The following is a 21,618-nucleotide window of genomic DNA, read 5'->3' on the forward strand; positions in this document are numbered from 1 at the left end:
AGCTTCACCCTCGCAGCCGCCTGGGTGGTCGTCATCTTCGTCCTGGTGCACGGCGCACCCTGACGTCTCACGGCAGGCGGGACGTCCACAGCAGACTCATCGCGCCCGCCACCAGGCCCATCAGGAGCGCCACACCCGCATACCACTGGGTGACCTCGCGGGGCTGCACCCGGTGGCCGATCGAGCTGCCCATGTCCTCGTACACCTGCTTCAGCTCCGAGACCGAGGCCGCCTCGTAGAAGTAGCCGTCGGTCTTCTCCGCCAGCTGCTGCAACGACAGCCGGTCCACCGGCACCCGCTGCAGCTGCCCGCGGATGTCCACCACGCCGGAGTCGGTGCCGAACGCGATCGTCGACACCGGCACGTTCGCCGCGTCGGCCGCCGCGGCCGCGTCCTCGATCGAACGGCCCGACGTCCGGTAGCCGTCCGAGAGCAGCACGATGCGGGCCGGCGGCGCGCCGTCCGCGCCGTCCGCCGGCACCGAACGGATCGCGTCCAGCGACGTGAAGACCGCCTCGCCGGTCGCCGTCGCCTCGGCAAGGGTCAGCCCGTCGATGCCCGCGATCACCGACGCGCGGTCCTTTGTCGGCGACACCAGCACGTTCGCCGACTTCGCGAACGACACCAGGCCCAGGTTGTAGGTCGGGGGCAGCTCCTGCACGAACGCCTTCGCCGCCTCCTGCGCCGCCTCGATGCGGTTCGGCCGCACGTCGTCGGCCTCCATCGACAGCGAGACGTCGATCGCCAGCATCACCGTCGCGCGCTCCAACGGTTCCTCGCGGTCGATCGACGGGCGCGCCATCGCCAGGGCCAGCGCCAGCAGGCTCAGCAGGAACGCGCCGGCCGCCGCGTGGCGGCGCCAGCCGAGGCCCTTGGGCGCCAGCGTGCGCAGCAGGTCCACGTTCGTGAACTTCATCGCGTACGTGCGCCGGCGGAACTGGCGCCAGCCGTACGCGGCCGCGACGAGCACGACGGGAAGCAGGGCGAGCAGCCACCACGGCTGCAAGAAACGAATCATCGGGTGGTCCCCCGGGTCCGGGCGTGTCGTTGGGCGGCCACGAAGCGGACGATGTCCAGCAGCCAGTCGGAATCGGTGCGCAGCCTCAGGTGTGCCGCGCCGGCGGCGCGCAGCGCCCGGGCGATCTCGCCGCGCTGGTTGCTCGCCGCCTGCGCGTACCGGGCCCGCAGCGCCGGGTCGGCCGTCTGCACCTCGTGCAGCGCGCCGGTCTCCGGGTCGGCGAGGGTGAGCACGCCGACGTCGGGCAGTTCCAGCTCCCGCGGGTCGACCACCTCGATCGCCAGCACGTCGTGCCGGACGCCCAGCTTGCGGACCGGCCGGGACCAGCCCTCGACCGGCGACAGGAAGTCCGAGATGACCACGGCGACGCCCCGGCGGCGCGGCGGCCGGTTCAGCATGTCGATCAGCTCGCCCAGGTCGGTGCGCCCGGGCCTGATCCGGGTACGGGCGATGGCGCGCAGCAGCCCCTGCGCCTCCTTGCGCCCGGGCCGGGCCGGCATCCGCACGGTCGACTGCTGCTCCGGCTCCGGCGGTGCCGCCGCGCGCCGCCGCCACAGTCGGCCCGGCTCGGTGGCCACCGCGCCCGCGCCTGTGCCGACCACGGCGCCGATCCGGTTGCCGCCGCGCACGGTCAGGTGCGCCATCGCCGTGGCCGCCGCCAGCGCCAGGTCGCGCTTGAGCATCGCGGCCGTGCCGAAGTCGAGGCTCGCCGACAGGTCCACCGCCATCCACGTCTCCAGCTCGCGGTCGGCGACCGTGCGCCGCACGTGCGGCAGCGTGGTCCGCGCGGTGACCGGCCAGTCCATCCGCCGCACGTCGTCGCCGGGCCGGTACTCGCGGCTCTCGCCGGCCTCGCTGCCCGGTCCGGGCAGCAGCCCCACGTAGTCGCCCTGCAACAGCCCGTCCAGCTTGCGGGTCACCAGCAGCTGCAGCCGCGACAGCACCGCCTCGGCGCGGGCCGCGTCCGCCTCGGCGCGGGCCAGGTCAGCGGTGGTCATGACCGGACCGTCACTGCTGTCCCGGCCAGGCGGGCTGCGGCTGGGGGAACTGCGGCTGCGCGTCGAACGCGGGTGCGCCGCTGGCCGGCGCCGGAACGCCGGAGACCTGGTGGCCGTTCGGCGACGCGCCCTGGCGGGAGGCGACCGACGGCATCGGCACGTTGCCCATGATCCGCGCGACGATGTGATCGGCCGGGATGTCGTCGGCGAGCGCGTCGTAGCTGAGCACCAGCCGGTGCCGCAGGATGTCCGGCGCGATGTCCTGCACGTCCTGCGGCAGCGCGTAGTCGCGGCCGCGCAGCAGGGCCAGTGCCCGGGTCGCGCGGACGATGCCGAGCGAGGCGCGCGGGCTGGCGCCGTACTGGATGAGCTGGGCGACGTCCGCCATGCCGTGCTGTGCCGGCGCGCGGGTGGCCAGCACCAGGCGGACCGTGTAGTCGACCAGGGCGTTGTGCACGAACACCTGGTCGGCGCGGCGTTGCAGGGCGAGCAGGTCCTCGGAGGTGAAGATCTGCTTCGGCTCCGGCGGGCTGACACCCATCCGGTAGACGATCTCGCGTTCCTCGGCGTCGGTCGGGTAGCCGACCAGGATCTTCATCAGGAAGCGGTCGCGCTGCGCCTCGGGCAGCGGGTAGACGCCCTCCTGCTCGATCGGGTTCTGCGTCGCCATGACCAGGAACGGGTCCGGCACCGAGTGCGACTCGCCGCCGATCGACACCTGGTGCTCGGCCATGACCTCGAGCAGCGCCGACTGCACCTTCGCCGGCGCGCGGTTGATCTCGTCGGCGAGCAGGAAGTTGACGAACACCGGGCCGAGCTCGACGTCGAACTTCTCGCTCGACTGGCGGTAGATCCGGGTGCCGACGATGTCGGCGGGCACCAGGTCGGGGGTGAACTGGATCCGGGAGAACGAGCCGCCGACGACCCGGGCCAGCGTCTCGACGGCGAGGGTCTTCGCGACGCCGGGAACGCCCTCGAGCAGGCAGTGACCGCGGGCCAGCAGCGCGACGAACATCCGCTCGATCATCCGGTCCTGGCCGACGATCACGCGCTTGACCTCGAACATGGCGCGTTCGAGCTGCGTGGCGTCCTGCGCCGGCGGCACCGGGGCGCCCGGATCGGTGCTGGTCGTGCCCTCGGGCATGGTCGGCTCGGCCACCGGTCCTCCATCGAGATTTCGCGTGTCGTCCGTCGCCGGCACGGATGCCGACGCTCAAGACTTACACGACCACGCTTGGAGGCGGCTGGCAGAGCCGCATTAGATAGAACCTTTTTCCCCGGTGCCCGGTCGACGGCTCCCGCGGTGGTCCCTGGCCATGCTCACCGGAGATGTCGATCTTTCTGCGCGATGCGCTCGAACGGGCACCCTGGCGGGTAGACGGAATCCCAGATCCGCCGTGTAACATTCAGCGCGTCGCCGGGCGACTTCCCCCGTGGTCGCCCGGCGCTCAACTCCCCTCCGATTCCTCATCCTGCGGATAGGGTTTCGGAGTGGTCGAGGAATTTCTTCCCGAATGTTCAGCCAAGGGCTGCCGTGCGCCGGCGGTCTGGGTCCTGCGCTGGAACAATCCCAGCCTGCACGAGCCGCTGCACCGCAAGACCTGGCTGGCCTGCGACGATCACCGGGACCATCTCGGCGATTTCCTCAACGCCCGCGGTTTCCTGCGCGAGGTGACCGAATTCAGGGCGCCGCCGCACGACAGCACCCCATAGGCTTTCTGCTGTGACCGAGCCCAGCGCCGCGGCGCCCGCACACACCGACCCGCTCGAGCCGTGGCCGGAGACGGTCACCTGGCGGCCGGTCTCGCGCAGCCTGATCACTGTGGAGTTGATCAATCGCGCGATCTGGGTCGTGCTCGTGCTGGCCGGCCTCACCGTCGGCTGGCTGCTCACCGACCATTGGGGCTGGCCGGCGGCCATGGCGGCGGTCCTGCTCTTCGCGGCCTGGCGCTCCGCCGTGACGGTCCGGGCCGTCAAGGCCTGGGGGTACGCCGAGCGCGACAACGACCTGCTGGTCCGCCACGGCCTGGTGATCCGCCGCCTCTCGATCGTGCCGTACGCGCGCATGCAGTTCGTCGACGTCACCGCGGGCCCGCTGGAACGGGCGTTCAAGCTGGCCACGGTCCAGCTGCACACGGCGGCGGCGGCCAGCGACGCGCGGATACCGGGCCTGCCGCCGGAGGAGGCGTCCCGCCTGCGCGACCGGCTCACGGCGCTGGGCGAGGACCGGGCCGAGGGCCTGTGACCGCCGACGCCCGTCCCCAGCCGGACCCACACCGTGACCTGACCACGCCGCCGGAACCCGACCCGGCAGCGCCGGAGGCCGGCGAGCCACGGCGGCGGCTGCATCCGCTGAGCCCGCTGCTCAACGGTGCCAAGTCCATCGCCGTCATCGTCGCCGCGCTGAGCTGGCAGACGCTGTCGGAGGTCGGTGTCGGGCGGTTCGCCGTGGTGGTCACGGTGATCGCCATCGGCGTGGTGATCTTCTCGGTGGTCGGCTGGCTCAACACCGGCTATCACATCGTCGGCCGGGAGCTGCGGATCTCCGAGGGGCTGATCTGGCGGCGCAACCGGGCCATCCCGCTCGACCGGCTACAGGCCGTCGAGCTGCGCCGGCCGCTGCTCGCCCAGCTCACCGGCCTCGCCGAGCTCCGGCTCGAGGTGGTCGGCGGCGGCAAGACCGAGGCGCCGCTCGCCTACCTGACCGTCCGGGAGGCGGCGGCGCTGCGCGAGCGGCTGCTCGCGCTCGCCGGGCGTACCCCCGGCGCGACCGGCCGGGACGCCCCGGAGCCGGCGGCCGGGCCACCCGCGCTCGAGCGTCCGCTGCTGCGGGTCGACAACCGGGCCCTGCTGGTCAGCCAGCTGCTCACCCCGCAGGCCCTGCTGCTCCCGCTCGGCGTGGCCTTCGTGGTGACCCAGTTCGTGCTGGAGCACTCGTGGACCTTCATCGGGATCGCCAGCACGGTCACCGCGATGGCGGGCGTGCTGCTCCAGCCGGTACGCCGGGTGTTGCAGGACTGGGACTTCCGGCTCGCGCGCGACCCGGACGGCCGGCTCGCGGTCCGCCACGGGCTGCTGGAGACCCGCAGCCAGATCGTCCCGCTGAACAGGGTGCAGTCCATCGGCGTCACCTGGCCGCTGCTCTGGCGCGCGAAGGGCTGGCTGCACATGCGGCTGGACATCGCCGGCTACGCGGGACCGCAGTCGGGCAACGACAAGCACTCCGACCGGCTGCTGCCCGTCGGCGTCTTCGCGACCGCCCGCGAGCTGGCCTGGGAGGTGCTGCCCCGGGTCGACCTGGCCGCCCTCGTCACCACCCCGCCGCCGGCCCGCGCGCGCTGGCTGAACCCGATCGCGCTCAGATCGATGGGCGCCGGGCTGACCGACGAGGTCTTCGTGTCCCGCTCCGGCCTGCTGACCCGCGAGCTGACCATCGTCCCGTACGCGCGGCTGCAGAGCGTGCGGGTGATACAGGGGCCGCTCCAGCGGCGCCTCGGGCTTGCCACGGTCTACGGCGACACCGCCGGCGGGCGTTCCGGGGTGGCCCGGGACCGCGACGTCGCCGAGGCGTGGTGGCTCGCCGAGCAGCTGTCGGTCCGGGCCCGCCACGCTCGCGGCCCGGCGCCACGGCCGGCGGCACCCGTCGCGGCGCCGGACCCCGCGCCGGCGCCGGAGGATGACTCTTACTGGCGTGGCCCCGCACAGCCTTAAGCTGTGCGCATGGAGCTTCCGGAGTTCTCGCCCGGTCTCAGTGCCCGGGTCGAGTTGACCGTCACCGATGCCGACACCGCGCAGGCGCTCGGATCGGGTGACGTGCCCGTGCTCGGCACGCCCCGGGTGCTCGCGCTCGCCGAGGCGGCAACGGTCGCCGCCACCGCCCGGAAGCTGCCGGGCGGGGTGACCACCGTCGGCACCCGCGCCGAGGTCGAACACCGCGCGCCGACCCCGGTCGGACACCGGGTCACCGCCCTGGCCACGCTCACCAAGGTCGACGGGCGCAAGCTGCTCTTCGAGGTGGCGATCCGCGACGGCGAGGAACTGGTCGCCGAGGTACGCGTCGAGCGCGTGCTGCTCGACCGCCAGCGCTTCATCGCCAAGGCACTCGGCGACTAGGGCCTGTCCTGCCCTAGACCAGCGCGCCCCAGCGGGTGACGAGTTCGTCGGTGGTCGGCATCGCCACCGCGCCGCCGGGGCGCTCGCAGACCAGGCCGGCCACGGCCAGCGCGAAGCGCACGTTTCGCCGCCAGCCCTCCAGGTCCGCCGGCACGCCGTCGGCCAGCAGGCGCCGGACCAGGGCGGCCATCACGGAGTCGCCGGCGCCGGTCGCGTCGACGGCGGCCACCGACGGCGCGGGCAGCATCGACGAGCCCTCCGGCGTCGCCACGTAGGCGCCCTTCGAGCCGCAGGTCACCACGACCGTCCGCGCGCCGACCTTGAGGATGTGTTCCGCCGCGCTCGCCGGGGTCGCGCCGTCCCACAGCACCTCTGCGTCGGCCGAGCTGAGCTTGACCAGGTCCGCCGTCGCGAAGAACTCCTCGACCAGCTCGCGCAGGGCGGTCACCGCGGCGGCGTCGGGCAGCAGCTTCGGGCGCACGTTCGGGTCGAAGACCCGCACCGGCCCCGGCACGGCCCAGGCCTTGCGGGCCGCGGCCCGGAACGGCTCGCGCATCAGGCAGATCGACCCGGTGTAGACGACGCCGGCGCCCGCGATCACCGCGTCGTCGACGTCCTCGGGGCGCAGCAGCGCGTAGGACGGCGGCTCACCATAGAACTGGAAGGTCGGCTCGGCGCCGTCGAACGTGGTGACCGCGAGCGTGGTCGGCACGCCGACCCGGGTCAAGGTTTCGGTGCCGATCCCGGTCTGGCGCAGGAACGCGGCGATCCGGTCGCCGAGGGTGTCGTTGCCGAGCGAGCCGAGGTACCGCACGTCGCCGCCGAGCCGGGTGACGCCGACCGCGACGTTCAGCGGCGCGCCGCCGATCGCCTGGCGGTAGATCAGCTCGCCGTCGTGCCCGGTCTCCAGGAGATCGACGAGCGCCTCCCCGAGCACTACCGCGTAGCCCATCCCGATCCCCAATCGCACCGCAGTCGTATTGCCCTGTCAGCCTCGCGCCCGCGGCTCGAGAAAGCCAGCGCCTTGGAAATGCTCGCCCGATTTGCCCATGTTTGGCATTATTTGTCCATGCGTCTCCGCCGGTTCGCCCTACCCGTTCTGCTCACCGCCGCCCTCGCGGGCTGCACCGACGCCACGCCGACCGGCGAACGGACCTTCTCCCCGCCGCCGGGCGCGACCCCGTGGTTCGCCGGCGGCCCGTCGGGCTCGGCCCGCCCGTCGCCCGCGTCGCCGCAGGGCAGCCAGGGCGCCCCGATGGCGCAGGGCATGGTCACCGGCACCTTCCTGCCCTTCCCGCAGAGCACGCTGGCGATCACCTACGACCCCAAGGTGGTTCCGCCGGGCTCGACGGCCCAGGTCGTCATCGTCCGGACCGCGGACGGCACCCGGGTACGGCTGGCGGTCACCGGCATGGTGCCGCGCCGGGCGTACGGCGCACACCTGCACCGGCAACCCTGCACCTCGGTCCCGGAGGACGCCGGGCCGCACTACCAGCACGTGCCCGACCCCAAGGCCGCCGCGTCACCGCCCTCGGTCGACCCGTCGTACGCGAACCCGCACAACGAGGTCTGGCTCGACTTCACGGCCGACGCCCGCGGCGCCGCGCTCGTCAGCGCGGGCGAGGACTGGCATTTCGACCGGATCGAACCGCCCCGCTCGCTGATCATCCACGCCAAGCCCACGAGTACGGCCGCGGGCCGGGCCGGCACCGCCGGGCCCCGGGTGGCGTGCCTCACCCTGACGACCAAGTGAAGCCCGACTGCTCTTGATCTTGATCAGGCGGTACCGTCAGGACGGGATCAGGGACGACGCGCGGACGACGGGAGGGCCATCATGGCCGAGCAGAACGAGGGCAACACCACGCCGAAGACCGAGTCACACGACCCGGACTTCCCCGAGGCGCTGCTGCAGTTCATGCGCACCGGCTGGCGCGACGACACCCTGAACGTGACGCCCCGACCGGAGACGCCGAACTACGCCAAGCGCCGCGCCGCCCTGTCCGACGCGTTCCCGGGCGAGACGCTCGTCATCCCGAGCGGGGTCGAGAAGGTGCGCGCCAACGACACCGACTACCACTTCCGGCCCGGCAGCGACTTCGTCTACCTCACCGGCGACAGCGACCCGGACAGCGTGCTGGTCATGCGGCCCAGCGGCTCCGGCCACGACGCGGTCGTCTACAGCCGGCAGCGGTCGTCCAAGGAGACCGACGAGTTCTTCCGCAGCCGCGACGGCGAGCTGTGGGTCGGCCGCCGGCACACCCTGCGCGAGAAGTCCACCGAGCTGGGCGTCGACACCGCGCCCTACGCCGAGCTGGGCCAGGCGCTCGCCGGGTGCGCGCCGGCCCGGACCCGGGTGCTGCGCGGCCTGGCCCCGGTCGTCGACCGGACGGTCCTGGCCTATGAGCCGGACCCGCAGGTCCGCCGGGACCGCGCCCTGGCTTCGGTAATCTCCGAGCTGAAGCTGGTCAAGGACGAGTGGGAGATCGCGCAGCTGCAGGACGCGATCGACGCGACCGTGCGCGGCTTCGAGGACGTGGCCCGGATCCTGCCCGCCGACCGCGGCGTGCCGGAGCGCCTGCTCGAGGGCGTCTTCGGGCTGCGCGCCCGGGTCGACGGCAACGACGTCGGCTACAGCAGCATCGTCGGCGCCGGCGCGCACGCGACGATCCTGCACTGGGTCCGCAACACCGGCGTCACCGCGCCCGGCGAACTGCTACTCATGGACATGGGCGTCGAGAACCGCAACTTCTACACCGCCGACGTGACGCGAACCGTCCCGGTCTCGGGCACCTTCACGCCGTTGCAGCGCCAGGTTTACGACATCGTGCACGCCTCGCAGCAGGCCGGCATGGACGCCATCAAGCCCGGCGTCAAGTTCCACGACGTGCACCTGACCTGCATGCGGGCGCTGGCCGAGGGCCTGCACGACCTGGGTCTGCTGCCGGTCAGCGTGGACGAGGCGATGAGCGACAAGTCCACGGTGTACCGCCGGTGGACGCTGCACGGCTTCGGCCACATGCTCGGCGTGGACGTGCACGACTGCTCGGCTGCCCGTAAGGAGACCTACCGCGACGGTGCGCTCGGCGAGGGCTATGTGTTGACGGTCGAGCCTGGTCTGTACTTCCAGCCTGAGGACGAGCTGGTCCCGGAGGAGCTGCGCGGCGTCGGGGTGCGGATCGAGGACGACGTGCTGGTTACGGCCGACGGGTGCCGCAATCTGTCGGCGGGGCTGCCGCGGTCGTCCGCGGAGGTCGAGGCCTGGCTGTCCTCGCAGCGTGAGGCTGGGCCGCGGCTGCCTTGAGCTGGTGGGTTGCCTTTGGTTGCGCTTGACGGGCGGGGCCGGGGGTGACCACGCACTGCTGGTGGATCGTTTTTATGCCTGTGCGTGGTCACCCCCGGCCCCGCCCTTGCATTGGATCCTGTTGCGGCAGGTTGTTGGTTGCTCGCTGCTGGGTGCTTGGGCGGGCTCGGTGGTCACCGTGCGGTGGGTGGTCTGGCTGCCGCGGTGGTGGGTGCGGCTTGGGATTTTGTTGGGCAGGCCGGGGTGGGTGGTGGGTCAGGCGAATTGACCGCGCCGGTTGCGGTCAGCGGGGCGGCAGGGTCAGTGATTTTGCTGCGCGGCGCTGGCCTCGTCCTAGGAGGTCGGTGCGGGCTAGCAGGGGTAGTAGGCGGAAGGCCTGGTTGCGCATCCATAGTTGTCTGCGGGTGCGGGGCAGGATGCCGATGCCGCCGGTGGCTAGCGCCTGGTTGCGGGTGACGTAGGCGCGCATTGTCGCGGCGTAGGTCGCTGGTGTGCCGTTGCGTAGTTCGCACGCTAGGACGTAGGCGCCGGTTAGGGCGAGGCTGGTGCCCTGGCCGCTGAGGAATGAGGGCGCGTATGCGGCGTCGCCGACCAGGGCGACGCGGCCGGCGACCCAGCCGGGCATTCGGATTTGGCTGACTGTGTCGAAGTAGAGGTCGTTCGCGCCGGCCAGTGTGTCGAGTAGGGCGGGGACCTCGCCGGTCTGGCCGGCGAAGGCCTTGGTGACGAGCGCGACGCGGTCCGTGGTGTCGGCGGGGGGCTTCGGTGTGGCGAACGCCAGCAGCGCGTGTACCCAGGGGTGCTCGCCTACGGCGTAGACCGCGGCCATCGTGCCTGGCGTGTTCTGGAGGATCGCCTCGTGCGACCAGGCGCCGGTGTTGGGCGCGGTGAAGCCGGCGAAGCAGGAGCCCAGGTAGTGGTGGTAGTCGGACTCCGGTCCGAAGGCCAGGCGGCGGGTGTTCGAGTGCAGGCCGTCGGCGCCGGCGACGTAGTCGAAGGTGCGCGGGCGGCCGTGCTCGAACGTGACGTCGACGCCGCCGTCGTGTGGGCCGAGGGCGGCGATCGAGTCGCCGAAGACGTAGTCGACCTTGTCGCGGGTCTGTGCGTACAGGATGGAGGTCAGGTCGCCGCGGGGTAGCTCGAGGTCGGCGCCGGGCCGGCCGCCGGTGATGTCGTCGGGGCTGAAGGCGGCGATGGTGCGCCCGGCGCCGTCGGTCACGCTGATCCGCCGGGTGGCGATGTGCGCGGCGCGCACCTGCGGGAGCACGCCCATGCGCTCGACCACGTCGACGGCCGTGCCGCGGATGTCGATGGGATAGCCGCCGCCGCGGATCGAGCCGGACTTCTCCACGACGGTGACCTCGAAGCCGTATTGGTGCAGCCAGTACGCGAGTGCGGGGCCGGCGACGCTCGCGCCGGAAATCAGGACGCTGGTCATGTCGCCATGCTTACTTACCGGGCGGCAGGTAGTCAACCGCTCGGTTAATATGCCGACATGCCGCGCCTGAACACCGACACCCGCGAGGAGGTCAAGACGGTCGCCTTGCGACTGTTCTCGACCCGCGGCTTCGAGCAGACCAGCCTGCGCGAGATCGCCGAGGAGCTCGGCATCACCAAGGCGGCGCTCTACTACCACTTCACCTCGAAGCGCGACCTGCTCAGTGCGCTGACCGCGCCGCTCGTGGAGGACCTGCAGGGCTTTCTCGCCGATGTGGAGGTCAAGGCCCGGACCGACCAGCGCGCGGTGCTGGAGGCGTACTTCGACATGTGCGTGCGGCATCGCCAGCTCTTCGCGGGGCTGCTGCGCGACGTGCAGGTGCTCAGCGAGCTCGACCTGGTCAACACGATGATCCAATGGCGGACCCGGCTCGACGTCATGCTTGTCGGCGAGGACCCGGCGGATCGGGTACGCGCGGTCGTCGCCCTCGGCGGCCTACAGGACTGCGTGATCCTCTTCCCCGGCGACGAGGTCATCGGCGCGATCCGCGAGCAGGCGGTCGACGCGGCCCTGCGCGCGCTCACCGCGCCGGGCCGCCCCGCCACCGGGGTCAGGCCCGGGCACCCAGCCGGCTGACCAGCTTCACCGGAACGCGGGTGACCCGGATCGGCACCCGGGTCACCGAGGCGGGCGCGAACGAGGCCCGGGCCGCCGCGGTCGCCCGGCGCAGCGCGAACCGCGCGTCGTAGATCCACATCCGGCCGCCCGGGCGCAGCACCCGGCGCAGGTCGCGGATCCCGCCCTCCACATCGGCCCAGTGGTGCTGGCTCAGCGACGAGACCACCAGGTCGAACGTGTGGTCGGGGAACGGCAGCCGCGCCACGTCCCCGACGGCGAAGGTGACCGGCGCGTCGCCGGCGACGCCGCGGGCGTACTCGATCATCTCGGCCGACAGGTCCACCGCGTCGACACGCAGGGAGGGAAACGCGGCCGCGATGGCCAGGGGTAACCGGCCGGGGCCGGTGCCGACGTCGAGAATCCGGCTGCCGGGTTCGAGGCCCGCCGCCGCGATGTCGTCGATGATCCGGGCCCGCATCCGGGTCAGCAGGCGGTGGGTGTTCCGGTCGTAGCCGCCGGGGTGGGCGAACTCGCCGCGCAGGTGGGTGCTTCTCATGACGACACCCGGACAGAGCGTTCAATGTCGAACATCATGTTCGAGTATTGTTCTACCCACCGGGCCGCGGTCAACGACCAATCACGACGTGTGGTCCGGCTTCGCACAAAGTCCGGAAACTGTCCGGGAAGAGGGGCAATGGATCGACGGGTTCGGCGCACTCGGCGGATGTTGCAGGAGGCGCTCGTCGCGCTGATCGAGGAGCGCGGCTACGAGCGGCTCACGGTGCAGGACGTGCTCGACCGCGCCGACATCGGACGGTCCACCTTCTACACGCATTTCCGCGACAAGGACGCCCTGTTCATGACGTGGTTCGACGGCCTGCGCGAGGACCTGCGCAGCGAATTCGACGCCATGACCGACAGCCGGCAGCCGACAGCCGCCAGCCGGCCGCTCGGGGTGATCTTCGACCATGCGTACCGGAATCAGCGGGTCTACCGCGCCGTCTGCGGCCGCCAGGGCGGCAACGCCTTCACCCACCTGATGCAGCGGCTGCTCTTCGAGCTGCTGCGCGAGCACCTGTGCATGGCCGGCACCCGGCTGCCGGTCGAGATCGCGGCCGAGTACTACTCGGGCGCGCTGCTCAGCACGCTGCTGTGGTGGGTGCGGCAGGACTTCCCGTACCAGCCCGAGGAGCTGGCCGCGATGTGCCAGCTGCTGACCGCGCCCGGCGTGATGGCGAGCCTCAGCCCTGCACCGCATATTCCGTGATGACGAAGCAGGTGCGCTCGCCGGCGCCCTCCGAGACGTCGAAGGAGACCGCCACCGGGTGACCGTCGGCCGGGTCGGCGCTGGTGGTCATCTCGCCGCCGTCGTCCGCCGCGGTCTGTGCCAGCTCGAGCAGGCCGCCGAGGGTCGGCAGGTCGATCTCCTCCTCACCGGAGGCGATCTTTCCATCGGTACGCTCGATGGCCGCCACCTCGCGGCCGCGCACCGTCACCCGGTAGATGCCGTCCGACGGCCCGGTCTCACAGCGGCGGTCGACGACGTACGCGTAGTTCATCGGCTCGTGCCACACCGGCGTCGACGCCGGGGCGGTGGGGCTCGGCGCGGACGCGGCCGGCGGCTCGTCGGTGCAGGCGGCGACAGCCGCGACAAGGGCGATGCCGCACAACAGCGGGGCGAACCGCACGATGACCTCCGACGCTCATTCCGGCCGCCGCCCGGCGGCCGCGCCCATGCTGCCAGACCCCGGCAACGGCCCCTCAACCGACGGGGGCATCACCCGCTCACCGGTTCGGCTCCGCGACGAACACGGCCACCGAGCGGGCGGGAACCGTCAGCGTCCCCGCCTGCGCGGTGGCGGTACGCAGCAACGGGTCGGCCGAGGCGGCCAGCTCGGGGTGCAGGGCCAGGGTCCGGCCCGCGAGCGACGGCACCTCCTGGCTCGTCGCGTCGCCGGTCGCGTTGAAGACGACCACCGTTTCGCTCCAGCGCGGGTCGAGGCCCTCGCCGTCCAGGCACATCACGATCACGCCGGGGCTCTCGTCCGGCCCGCCCAGCGGGAAGCTCAGCCGGCGCTGCACCTCGGCGGCCGTCGGCAGGCCGAACACCGGCGAGGCCCGGCGGATCCGCAGCAGCTCCGCGTAGCGGGCCGCGGTCAGGTCCATGAGCTCCGCCGACGGGACCAGCGCCGGGTCGGCGAGCAGCGGGCGCGCCCACGGCCACTTGTCCTCGTTGTCCGGCGCCGGCGGCAGCCCCACGCCGAAGCCGTTGCCGTCCGAGCCGGCCCAGCGCAGCTGGTTGAACCAGTCGCCCGAGTTGTAGGAGTTGCGGTCCAGCGACTTCGACCGCAGCCGTTCGGTGCCGAGCGCGACGAAGCCGACGCCCTGGCCGAGCACGACGATCGCCAGGGCGAGCACCTGCATGCGGGCGCGCTCCAGCATCGGCAGCGACGGCGGCAGCTTGAACGCCATCGCGTCGTAGAGGATCTCGTTGTCGTGCGCGTCCACGTAGGCGACGCTCTCCCCCGGCGCGGCCGCGTAGCCGCCGGGTGAACCGTTGTAGTCGATCTGTGCGCCGCTGTGCTCGACGCCGGTGTGCGTGACGAACCGGTAGGTCGCCAGGCCGCCGGAGAGCCCCACCTTGATCCGGTCGTGCACGGCGAGCGGGGTGTCCGCGCCGAGCCCGGTCGCGAAGCCCCGCACGGACGGGTCGTCGCCGAACGAGCCGCCGCCACGGACCGCGTCGCGCAGCCGGTCGTTGAAGGTGCCGATGCCGGTGCCGGCCATGTTGACCTGCGTCGCCTGCACGAACCGCGCGTCGTACGCGACCTCGCCGAAGTTCCAGCCCTCCCCGTACAGGTAGATGCCGGGGTCGACGTGGTCGAGGGCGGCCCGGACCTCCAGGATGTTCCCGCGCGGGTGGTGGCCCATCAGGTCGAAGCGGAAGCCGTCCACCTTGTACTCCCGGGCCCAGGTGACCATCGAGTCCACCACCAGCCGGCCCATCATCAGGTGCTCCGGCGCGGTGTTGGAGCAGCACGTCGAGTCGGCGACCGTGCCGTCGTCGAGCAGCCGGTGGTAGTAGCCGGGCACGATCCGGTCCAGCACGCTGAACGGCGCCAGCCCGTCGGCCGTCGTGTGGTTGTAGACGACGTCCATGATCACGCGCAGGCCCGCCTCGCTGAGCGCCGCGACCATCCGGCGGAACTCCAGGATCCGGGCGCTGCCGGACGGATCGACCGCGAAGCTGCCCTCGGGCGTCGTGTAGTGCAGCGGGTCGTACCCCCAGTTGAAACCGTCCTCGTCGGCGACCGCCATGACCGCGCGCTGCTGCTCCGGGGAGTCCGGCGGCAGCGCGGCCAGGTCGCATCTCGGCACGGCCTGGTCGGCGCGGCGATCGGGCACGGTGGCGAAGTCGAACACCGGCAGCAGGTGCACGTGGGTGAGCCCGGCGTCCGCGAGAATCCGCAGGTGCCGCATGCCCGCCGATCCGGCGTGGGTGAAGGCAAGGAACGTGCCGCGCTCCCCCTCCGGCACCCCCGCGTCGGCGATGGAGAAGTCGCGGACGTGCAGCTCGGAGATCTGCATCCGGGCCGGCGCGACGGCCGGCGGCTTGACCAGCTCCGCCCAGCCCGGCGGCCGCAGCTCCGACGCGGACAGGTCGACGATCTGGCTGTGCGTCGAGTCGACCGAGAGCGACAGCGAGTACGGGTCGGTGACGCTGCTGGTCACTACGCGCTGCGCCGCCGGATGCCAGACCTCGACCCGGAAGCGGTAGTAGCGGCCGGGCCATTCGCGCCGGCCGGCGATGGACCACACCCCGGTCGCGGCGTCCCGCTCCATCGCCAGCACCTCCGGCTCGTCGCCGGGCGTGCGGGACAGCTCCAGCGCGACCGTGCGGGCGGTCGGCGCCCAGACCGAGATCGTCGACTGCTCCTCGTCGACGATCACGCCGAGGCCGGCGTCGGCGGCGGCCTCGTACAGGTCGTCGAGGACGCCCGGGAGCTGGACCGCGGTCAGGACCGTGACCCGGCCGGCTGCGTCGCGGCCCGCCACCAGCACCTGGCCGAGCAGCAGCTCGCCGAGGGCGGCGTCGGCGAGCTCGGGCACGGCGAAGGCGCGGTAGGAGCGCAGGTGCGGGAAGCGGCGGCTCTGCGCCCGGAACAGCCCGCCGGGGCGGGGCGTGAGCGCGAGTCGCACCGAGTGCTCGCCGGCCAGCCCGCCGCCGTTCGCCGCCGAGACCAGGGTGAGCTCGGCGGCAAGGCCGGCGAGGTGCGCCGGCAGGGCCACCGTGGTGCGGTCGACGAAGACGGCGAGGGCTCGCGCCGGGTCGAGCTCGGGTCCGAGCGAGCGCACGCCGGGCAGCACGGGCGCGGTATCGCCGGAGAGCAGCCACGCCTCGCGGGCGGCCGTCAGGTCGAGGCGCTGGTCGTCGGGCAGGTCCTTGACGTCGCCGCGGTGCACCACGAAGCGCAGCCCGACGGCGTCCGGGCGCAGCGGCACCCGGAACACGGCGCCGAAGGCGTCGAAGCCGACCGGCCCGAGCGGCGTGCTCCAGTCGGGCTTTCGGTGCGTGCCCTCCCAGGCGTGCAGGCTCCACCCGGCGTAGTCGCCGTCGGCGCGGCGGTAGTGGATGACGGCGGAGCCCTCGTCCGGCGGCGTTTCGGCGGTGAAGCCCGCCGCCGCGGCGCTCGGGTAGACCTCGGGGTCGCCGGGGCGCAGCCAGACCTCGGGGGTGACCGCCGGGTCGACGTGCCGGTCCTGCGCCACGTCCTTGGCGCCGGTGTGGTCGACCACCAGGAAGCCCACCTCGCGGGCCGCGTCGGCGACCCGCACCCAGGCGAAGCGGCCGTAGGCGTCCTCGCCGGCGAACGGGTGGCCGCCGGGGAAGCCGGTGATCGCGCCCGGCGCGATGTCGCCCCACGCGTGCAGCGCCCAGTCCCCGTAGCCCTCGTCCTCGCGGCGGTAGTGCACGACCAGCCACTGCGGCCGGCTCGATCGGGTGGCCGCGGCCGGTGGGGCGATCTCGATCGTGGTCACCGGGACATGATCCCACCGGGGCGGGCCGATTTCGGCGCGCCGGTACCCGGGTTGCACTGAATAACAAGACGGACGTACGGTTTACGGAAGACGTGAACCCTGAGTTAGGTCAACCTAACCGGCGGGCGCCCGTCACCGGTGCGACAGACTGATGAGTACTACTCACAGTCGCTGGGTGTGAAGGAGATGACGTGGCCAGCCTCGACACCTTTGGTGCGAAGAGCGAGCTACGCGTCGCAGACGCGAGCTACGAGATTTTCACGATCGACAAGGTCGACGGGCATGACCGCCTGCCGTACTCCTTGAAGATCCTGCTGGAGAACCTGCTCCGCACGGAGGACGGCGCGAACATCACCGCCGACCACATCCGGGCGCTCGGCGGCTGGGATCCCACCGCCGACCCGAGCGTGGAGATCCAGTTCACCCCGGCCCGGGTGCTGATGCAGGACTTCACCGGCGTCCCCTGCGTCGTCGACCTCGCCACCATGCGTGAGGCCGTCAAGGAGCTGGGCGGCGACCCGACGAAGGTCAACCCCCTCGCCCCCGCCGAGCTGGTCATCGACCACTCGGTGATCGCCGACCTGTTCGGCCGCGAGGACGCCTTCGCCCGCAACGTCGAGCTGGAGTACCAGCGCAACCGCGAGCGCTACCAGTTCCTGCGCTGGGGCCAGACCGCGTTCAACGAGTTCAAGGTCGTCCCGCCGGGCACCGGCATCGTGCACCAGGTCAACATCGAGTACCTGGCCCGCACGATCATGGAGCGCAACGGCCAGGCGTACCCGGACACCGTCGTCGGCACCGACTCGCACACCACGATGGTCAACGGCCTCGGCGTGCTGGGCTGGGGCGTCGGCGGCATCGAGGCCGAGGCCGCGATGCTGGGCCAGCCGGTCAGCATGCTGATCCCGCGGGTCGTCGGCTTCAAGCTGCACGGCGAGATGCCGGCCGGCACCACCGCGACCGACCTGGTGCTGACGATCACCGAGATGCTCCGCCAGCACGGCGTGGTCAGCAAGTTCGTCGAGTTCTACGGCCCCGGCGTCAGCGCCGTTCCGCTGGCCAACCGCGCCACCATCGGCAACATGTCGCCGGAGTACGGCTCGACCGCCGCGATCTTCCCGATCGACGAAGAGACGATCAAGTACCTCCAGCTCACCGGCCGCACCGAGCAGCAGGTCGCGCTCGTCGAGGCGTACGCGAAGCGCCAGGGCCTGTGGCTCGACCCGAACGCCGAGCCGAACTTCTCCGAGAAGCTCGAGCTCGACCTGTCGACGATCGTTCCGTCGCTGGCCGGCCCGAAGCGCCCGCAGGACCGGGTGCTGCTGAGCGAGGCGAAGGCGGCGTTCCGCGAGGCCCTGCCGAACTACGCCGCGCCGCACGGCCACATCGACGAGTCCGGCGAGGAGTCGTTCCCGGCGTCCGACTCGCCCGCCAACGGCGTCGACGACGAGGCCGACAAGCCGGTCCTCTTCAGCGCCGCGAACGGCGCGAAGGGCCGGATTTCAAAGCCCACCGTGGTCAAGGGCGACGACGGCGTCGAGTACGAGCTGGACCACGGCGCGGTCGTCATCGCCGCCATCACGTCCTGCACCAACACCTCGAACCCGCAGGTCATGATCGGTGCCGCCCTGCTCGCCAAGAAGGCGGTCGAGAAGGGCCTGACCCGCAAGCCGTGGGTCAAGACCACCCTCGCGCCGGGCTCCAAGGTCGTCTCCGACTACTACGACCGGTCCGGCCTGACGCCGTACCTGGACAAGATCGGCTTCAACCTGGTCGGCTACGGCTGCACCACCTGCATCGGCAACTCGGGCCCGCTGCCCGAGGAGGTCTCCGCCGCGGTCAACGAGGCCGACCTCACCGCGGTGTCCGTCCTGTCCGGCAACCGCAACTTCGAGGGCCGGATCAACCCGGACGTCAAGATGAACTACCTGGCGTCCCCGCCGCTCGTCGTCGCGTACGCCCTGGCCGGCTCGATGGACATCGACATCACCACCGAGCCGCTCGGCACCGGCTCCGACGGCAAGCCGGTCTTCCTGGCCGACGTCTGGCCGTCCGCCAAGGAGATCGACGACGTCATCGCGCAGGCGATCGGCGCCGACGGCTTCAGCGCCGCCTACGCCGACGTCTTCGCCGGCGACGAGCAGTGGCAGTCGCTGCCGACGCCGGAGGGCAAGACGTTCGAGTGGGCCGAGGACTCGACCTACGTGCGCAAGCCCCCTTACTTCGAGGGCATGGCCGCGCAGCCGTCGCCGGTCGTCGACATCGCCCGCGCGCGGGTGCTGGCGAAGCTCGGCGACTCGGTCACCACCGACCACATCTCGCCGGCCAGCTCGATCAAGGCGGACTCCCCCGCGGGCAAGTACCTCGCCGAGCACGGCGTGCCCCGGCACGAGTTCAACTCGTACGGCTCGCGCCGCGGCAACCACGAGGTGATGATCCGCGGCACGTTCGCGAACATCCGGCTGCGCAACCAGCTCGTACCGGGCGTGGAGGGCGGCTTCACCGTCAACCACCTCACCGGCGAGCAGACCAGCATCTACGACGCCTCGGTCGCCTACAAGGAGGCCGGCGTCCCGCTGGTCATCCTGGCCGGCAAGGAGTACGGCTCCGGCTCGTCGCGCGACTGGGCGGCGAAGGGCACCATGCTGCTGGGCGTGCGCGCGGTCATCGCCGAGTCCTACGAGCGCATCCACCGCTCGAACCTGATCGGCATGGGCGTGCTGCCGCTCCAGTTCCCGCCGAAGACGAACGCGGAGTCGCTCGGGCTCACCGGCACCGAGACCTTCTCGATCACCGGGGTGGAGGCGCTCAACGAGGGCGGCATCCCGTCGACGGTGAAGGTCCGCACCGACACCGGCGTGGAGTTCGACGCCGACGTCCGGATCGACACGCCGGGCGAGGCGGACTACTACCGCCACGGCGGCATCCTCCAGTACGTGCTGCGCAAGATGCTCGCGAGCTGACGAAGTACGCCTGAGCCGATGCCCCGTCGCCCACCCGGGCGGCGGGGCATCGCGCCGTTCCCACGCCTGTGAGCTGCCGGAAAGCTGCTGGAAACATGGGTGTTGCACGCTGTGGCAATGGAGATCCTGCTGCTGGCCACCCGTCCCGGCGCTGCCGCGGAGGATCGAGCCCTGCCGGCGCTCGATCTGCTGCGGTACTCCCTTCGGGTCGGCACCTACGACGTACAGGCCCTGCTGTCCGGCGCCGACCCCGATGTCGTGCTCGTCGACGCGCGGCGTGACCTGCTCGACGCCCGCGACCTGTGCCGCCTGCTGCGCACGACGGGGCTGCGGGTGCCGCTGCTCGCCGTCGTCGAGGAGGCCGGGCTGATCGCCATGGCCGCCGACTGGGGACTGGACGACGTGCTGCTCACCGGCGCCGGGCCGGCCGAGGTCGAGGCCCGGCTGCGGCTGGCGGCGGCGCGGGTGTCCGGCGGCGCCGCGGGCGCCACCAGCGGCCTGGTCAACGCCGGTGAGCTCGTGATCGACCCGCACACCTACTCCGCGCGGCTCAAGGGTCGCCAGCTCGACCTCACCTACAAGGAGTTCGAGCTGCTGAAGTTCCTGGCCCAGCACCCGGGCCGGGTGTTCAGCCGCGACCAGTTGCTGCGCGAGGTGTGGGGCTTCGACTACTTCGGCGGCCACCGCACCGTAGACGTGCACGTGCGGCGGCTGCGGGCCAAGCTCGGCTCCGAGTACGAGTCGATGATCGGCACCGTCCGGCAGGTCGGCTACAAGCTGGTCCTCGCGCCGCGCCCGACCGATCTCATGCCGGCCACCGAATGGGAGGTCGTCGCGCCCCGGGTCGCCCTGGAGCTGTAGGCGTGCACGCCCGGGAATATGCGAGGCTCTGAGTCATGGATGACAAGACGGTGCTGAGCTGGATCAGCGGCTTGGTCGACGAGGAGCACAAGCTACGCGGGCAGCTCGGCCGCGGCGAGATCAGCAGCGACGAGGAGCAGGTCCGGCTCCGAGAGCTGGAGGTCGCACTGGACCAGTGCTGGGACCTCCTGCGCCGGCGCCGGGCCGCGCGCGATCAGGGCAACGACCCGGACACCGAGCAGGCGCACAGCATCACCGAGGTAGAGGGCTACCTCCAGTGACGCCGCCCCGGCCGCGGCCGGCGGGTATCCGGCGGCCGCGGTCCGGGACGCCTGGCGCGGCGCCTCACAGCAGCCCCGCCTCGTAGCACAGCCGCTCGATGAGGCCGTCCGCGTCGACCCTCAGGCCGCGCGCGGTGAACCAGCCGGCCACGTTGCGCACGTCGCGGGCCAGGAACTCGCCGCCCTGCGGGTTGGCGATGAGGTCGACGATCTGCGGCATGTCGATGATCACCAGGCGGCCCTGGTGCACCAGCGTGTTGTACGGCGACAGGTCGCCGTGCGCGATCTGGGTACGCGCCAGCACGCTGAGCGCCTCGGTCATCTGACTCCACAGGTCCTCGAGACCGTCGTGGTCCGTGCGCACCTGCGCGAGCCGCGGCGCGGCCTCCCCGGTCTCCCAGTCGCCGATGAACTCCAGCATCAGCTCGGTGCCGATCAGCTGCACCGGGTACGGCACCGAGATCGTGCCGCCCTCCTGGCCGACCTGCCAGAGCCGCGACAGCGCGCCGAACTCGGCCGCCGCCCACTGCCCGGCGATGAGCTCCTTGCCGAACGCGGTCCGGTTGGTCATGGCCCGCATCTCGCGGGACCGGCGCACCCGCCGCCCCTCCAGGTAGCCCGCGTCGCGGTGGAAGAGCCGGTGGTCGCCGTCGCGGTAGCGCTTGGCCGCGAGCACGGCGACCCGGTCGGTGCCGGGCACGGCACGGCGCACGAGGTGCACGTCCGCCTCTTTGCCGGTCTTGAGGATGCCCAGCTCGGTGTCGACGGCCCCGTGCTCGGTGCGGACCCAGTCGGGTCGCGGCAGCGGGCCGTGCAGCGCACCGTCCCACGTCGACCAGCGGTCGCCGGTCTCGGGCAGGTCGGGGTCCTCGGAAAGGGCCGGCTCGAGCCGGCCCCGCTTTACGAAGTCGGCTTCGTCGTCGTCGAACTTACGGCGGCCGCGGCGCATGGTGGCCGGGCCGAAAGAGTCGTGCTCTCGCACTGGAG

At 72.1% G+C, this 21,618-nt stretch carries 19 protein-coding genes and 1 pseudogene; 11 read left to right on the forward strand and 9 right to left on the reverse strand.

Annotated features, from left to right (window positions below; genetic code table 11):
• Window positions 1-67: 67 nt before the first annotated feature.
• The 3 genes from BJ971_RS29060 to BJ971_RS29070 are packed head-to-tail and all read right to left on the reverse strand — an operon-like array spanning window position 68 to window position 3,175.
• Entirely contained in the window at window positions 68-1,018 is a 951-nt protein-coding gene (locus BJ971_RS29060) for a VWA domain-containing protein (protein WP_184996359.1), read from the reverse strand.
• Window positions 1,015-2,016 (reverse strand): DUF58 domain-containing protein, encoded by a 1,002-nt coding sequence (locus BJ971_RS29065; protein WP_184996360.1) that lies wholly within the window; start codon window positions 2,014-2,016, stop codon window positions 1,015-1,017. Before BJ971_RS29065 ends, BJ971_RS29060 begins: the two co-directional genes overlap by 4 nt.
• 10 nt (window positions 2,017-2,026) lie before the next feature.
• Window positions 2,027-3,175 (reverse strand): AAA family ATPase, encoded by a 1,149-nt coding sequence (locus tag BJ971_RS29070; protein WP_184996361.1) that lies wholly within the window; start codon window positions 3,173-3,175, stop codon window positions 2,027-2,029.
• Window positions 3,176-3,507: 332 nt separating this feature from the next.
• Here BJ971_RS29070 and BJ971_RS29075 point away from each other — a divergent pair, with 332 nt between their 5' ends.
• The 4 genes from BJ971_RS29075 to BJ971_RS29090 are packed head-to-tail and all read left to right on the forward strand — an operon-like array spanning window position 3,508 to window position 6,129.
• Window positions 3,508-3,729, forward strand: a complete 222-nt coding sequence (locus tag BJ971_RS29075) for a hypothetical protein (protein WP_184996362.1) — start codon at window positions 3,508-3,510, stop codon at window positions 3,727-3,729.
• Between the two features lie 10 nt (window positions 3,730-3,739).
• A complete protein-coding gene (locus BJ971_RS29080) occupies window positions 3,740-4,261 on the forward strand; it encodes a PH domain-containing protein (RefSeq protein WP_184996363.1) in 522 nt (173 codons plus the stop codon).
• On the forward strand, window positions 4,258-5,727 hold the full coding sequence (locus BJ971_RS29085) for a PH domain-containing protein (RefSeq protein WP_184996364.1): 1,470 nt from the start codon (window positions 4,258-4,260) through the stop codon (window positions 5,725-5,727). Before BJ971_RS29080 ends, BJ971_RS29085 begins: the two co-directional genes overlap by 4 nt.
• Window positions 5,728-5,736: 9 nt before the next feature.
• The gene (locus BJ971_RS29090) at window positions 5,737-6,129 is read left to right on the forward strand and encodes a thioesterase family protein (protein ID WP_184996365.1); all 393 of its coding nucleotides are present in this window, start codon (window positions 5,737-5,739) and stop codon (window positions 6,127-6,129) included.
• 13 nt (window positions 6,130-6,142) lie between these two features.
• On the opposite strand, the gene BJ971_RS29095 is transcribed toward BJ971_RS29090, so the two are convergent.
• Window positions 6,143-7,081: a carbohydrate kinase family protein gene (locus tag BJ971_RS29095; RefSeq protein ID WP_184996366.1), complete on the reverse strand. Its 939-nt coding sequence runs from the start codon at window positions 7,079-7,081 to the stop codon at window positions 6,143-6,145.
• Between the two features lie 117 nt (window positions 7,082-7,198).
• Between BJ971_RS29095 and BJ971_RS29100 the strand changes: the two genes are divergently transcribed.
• Both BJ971_RS29100 and BJ971_RS29105 read left to right on the forward strand, forming a co-directional pair.
• Complete coding sequence (locus BJ971_RS29100; protein WP_184996367.1) at window positions 7,199-7,882, forward strand: superoxide dismutase family protein; 684 nt, start codon at window positions 7,199-7,201, stop codon at window positions 7,880-7,882.
• 81 nt (window positions 7,883-7,963) lie between these two features.
• A complete protein-coding gene (locus tag BJ971_RS29105) occupies window positions 7,964-9,430 on the forward strand; it encodes an aminopeptidase P family protein (protein ID WP_184996368.1) in 1,467 nt (488 codons plus the stop codon).
• A gap of 283 nt (window positions 9,431-9,713) precedes the next feature.
• Here the strand turns inward: BJ971_RS29105 and BJ971_RS29110 are convergent, their stop codons facing one another.
• Window positions 9,714-10,868 carry an FAD-dependent monooxygenase gene (locus BJ971_RS29110; RefSeq protein ID WP_184996369.1) on the reverse strand — a complete coding sequence of 385 codons (1,155 nt, stop codon included), beginning with the start codon at window positions 10,866-10,868 and terminating at the stop codon, window positions 9,714-9,716.
• Between the two features lie 57 nt (window positions 10,869-10,925).
• Between BJ971_RS29110 and BJ971_RS29115 the strand changes: the two genes are divergently transcribed.
• A complete protein-coding gene (locus BJ971_RS29115; RefSeq protein WP_184996370.1) occupies window positions 10,926-11,504 on the forward strand; it encodes a TetR/AcrR family transcriptional regulator in 579 nt (192 codons plus the stop codon).
• Here BJ971_RS29115 and BJ971_RS29120 read toward each other — a convergent pair.
• On the reverse strand, window positions 11,479-12,042 hold the full coding sequence (locus tag BJ971_RS29120) for a class I SAM-dependent methyltransferase (RefSeq protein ID WP_184996371.1): 564 nt from the start codon (window positions 12,040-12,042) through the stop codon (window positions 11,479-11,481). The two genes, BJ971_RS29115 and BJ971_RS29120, sit on opposite strands and share 26 nt — an antisense overlap.
• A gap of 138 nt (window positions 12,043-12,180) precedes the next feature.
• On the opposite strand from BJ971_RS29120, the gene BJ971_RS29125 reads away from it, so the two are divergent.
• On the forward strand, window positions 12,181-12,753 hold the full coding sequence (locus tag BJ971_RS29125; RefSeq protein WP_184996372.1) for a TetR/AcrR family transcriptional regulator: 573 nt from the start codon (window positions 12,181-12,183) through the stop codon (window positions 12,751-12,753).
• Here the strand turns inward: BJ971_RS29125 and BJ971_RS29130 are convergent.
• Entirely contained in the window at window positions 12,728-13,174 is a 447-nt protein-coding gene (locus BJ971_RS29130; protein ID WP_184996373.1) for a DUF6174 domain-containing protein, read from the reverse strand. The genes BJ971_RS29125 and BJ971_RS29130 overlap by 26 nt on opposite strands.
• A gap of 97 nt (window positions 13,175-13,271) precedes the next feature.
• Window positions 13,272-16,505 (reverse strand): annotated as a pseudogene (gene pulA, locus BJ971_RS29135) (pullulanase-type alpha-1,6-glucosidase); the annotation flags it as partial.
• A gap of 212 nt (window positions 16,506-16,717) precedes the next feature.
• Between pulA and acnA the strand changes: the two are divergent.
• The 3 genes from acnA (at window position 16,718) to BJ971_RS29150 (ending at window position 20,631) form a co-directional block, all read left to right on the forward strand.
• Window positions 16,718-19,489, forward strand: coding sequence for an aconitate hydratase AcnA (gene acnA, locus BJ971_RS29140; protein ID WP_184996375.1), 2,772 nt, complete (start codon window positions 16,718-16,720; stop codon window positions 19,487-19,489).
• 117 nt (window positions 19,490-19,606) lie between these two features.
• Window positions 19,607-20,350 (forward strand): winged helix-turn-helix transcriptional regulator, encoded by a 744-nt coding sequence (locus BJ971_RS29145; protein ID WP_184996376.1) that lies wholly within the window; start codon window positions 19,607-19,609, stop codon window positions 20,348-20,350.
• 35 nt (window positions 20,351-20,385) lie between these two features.
• Window positions 20,386-20,631, forward strand: a complete 246-nt coding sequence (locus tag BJ971_RS29150) for a DUF2630 family protein (protein ID WP_184996377.1) — start codon at window positions 20,386-20,388, stop codon at window positions 20,629-20,631.
• A gap of 64 nt (window positions 20,632-20,695) precedes the next feature.
• Here BJ971_RS29150 and BJ971_RS29155 read toward each other — a convergent pair whose 3' ends face one another.
• Entirely contained in the window at window positions 20,696-21,613 is a 918-nt protein-coding gene (locus BJ971_RS29155) for a serine protein kinase RIO (RefSeq protein WP_377885144.1), read from the reverse strand.
• Window positions 21,614-21,618 lie beyond the last annotated feature (5 nt).

The sequence above is a fragment of the Amorphoplanes digitatis genome, assembly GCF_014205335.1.
Classification (GTDB): domain Bacteria; phylum Actinomycetota; class Actinomycetes; order Mycobacteriales; family Micromonosporaceae; genus Actinoplanes; species Actinoplanes digitatus.

Excerpts from the sequence above, each read along its gene's own strand:
- BJ971_RS29065 (WP_184996360.1), bottom strand. The coding sequence starts at position 2,016 with ATGACCACCGCTGACCTGGCCCGCGCCGAGGCGGACGCGGCCCGCGCC.
- BJ971_RS29100 (WP_184996367.1), top strand. The coding sequence starts at position 7,199 with ATGCGTCTCCGCCGGTTCGCCCTACCCGTTCTGCTCACCGCCGCCCTC.
- BJ971_RS29105 (WP_184996368.1), top strand. The coding sequence starts at position 7,964 with ATGGCCGAGCAGAACGAGGGCAACACCACGCCGAAGACCGAGTCACAC.
- BJ971_RS29125 (WP_184996372.1), top strand. The coding sequence starts at position 12,181 with ATGGATCGACGGGTTCGGCGCACTCGGCGGATGTTGCAGGAGGCGCTC.
- BJ971_RS29150 (WP_184996377.1), top strand. The coding sequence starts at position 20,386 with ATGGATGACAAGACGGTGCTGAGCTGGATCAGCGGCTTGGTCGACGAG.
- BJ971_RS29115 (WP_184996370.1), top strand. The coding sequence starts at position 10,926 with ATGCCGCGCCTGAACACCGACACCCGCGAGGAGGTCAAGACGGTCGCC.
- BJ971_RS29120 (WP_184996371.1), bottom strand. The coding sequence starts at position 12,042 with ATGAGAAGCACCCACCTGCGCGGCGAGTTCGCCCACCCCGGCGGCTAC.
- BJ971_RS29090 (WP_184996365.1), top strand. The coding sequence starts at position 5,737 with ATGGAGCTTCCGGAGTTCTCGCCCGGTCTCAGTGCCCGGGTCGAGTTG.
- BJ971_RS29110 (WP_184996369.1), bottom strand. The coding sequence starts at position 10,868 with ATGACCAGCGTCCTGATTTCCGGCGCGAGCGTCGCCGGCCCCGCACTC.
- BJ971_RS29145 (WP_184996376.1), top strand. The coding sequence starts at position 19,607 with ATGGAGATCCTGCTGCTGGCCACCCGTCCCGGCGCTGCCGCGGAGGAT.
- BJ971_RS29095 (WP_184996366.1), bottom strand. The coding sequence starts at position 7,081 with ATGGGCTACGCGGTAGTGCTCGGGGAGGCGCTCGTCGATCTCCTGGAG.
- BJ971_RS29060 (WP_184996359.1), bottom strand. The coding sequence starts at position 1,018 with ATGATTCGTTTCTTGCAGCCGTGGTGGCTGCTCGCCCTGCTTCCCGTC.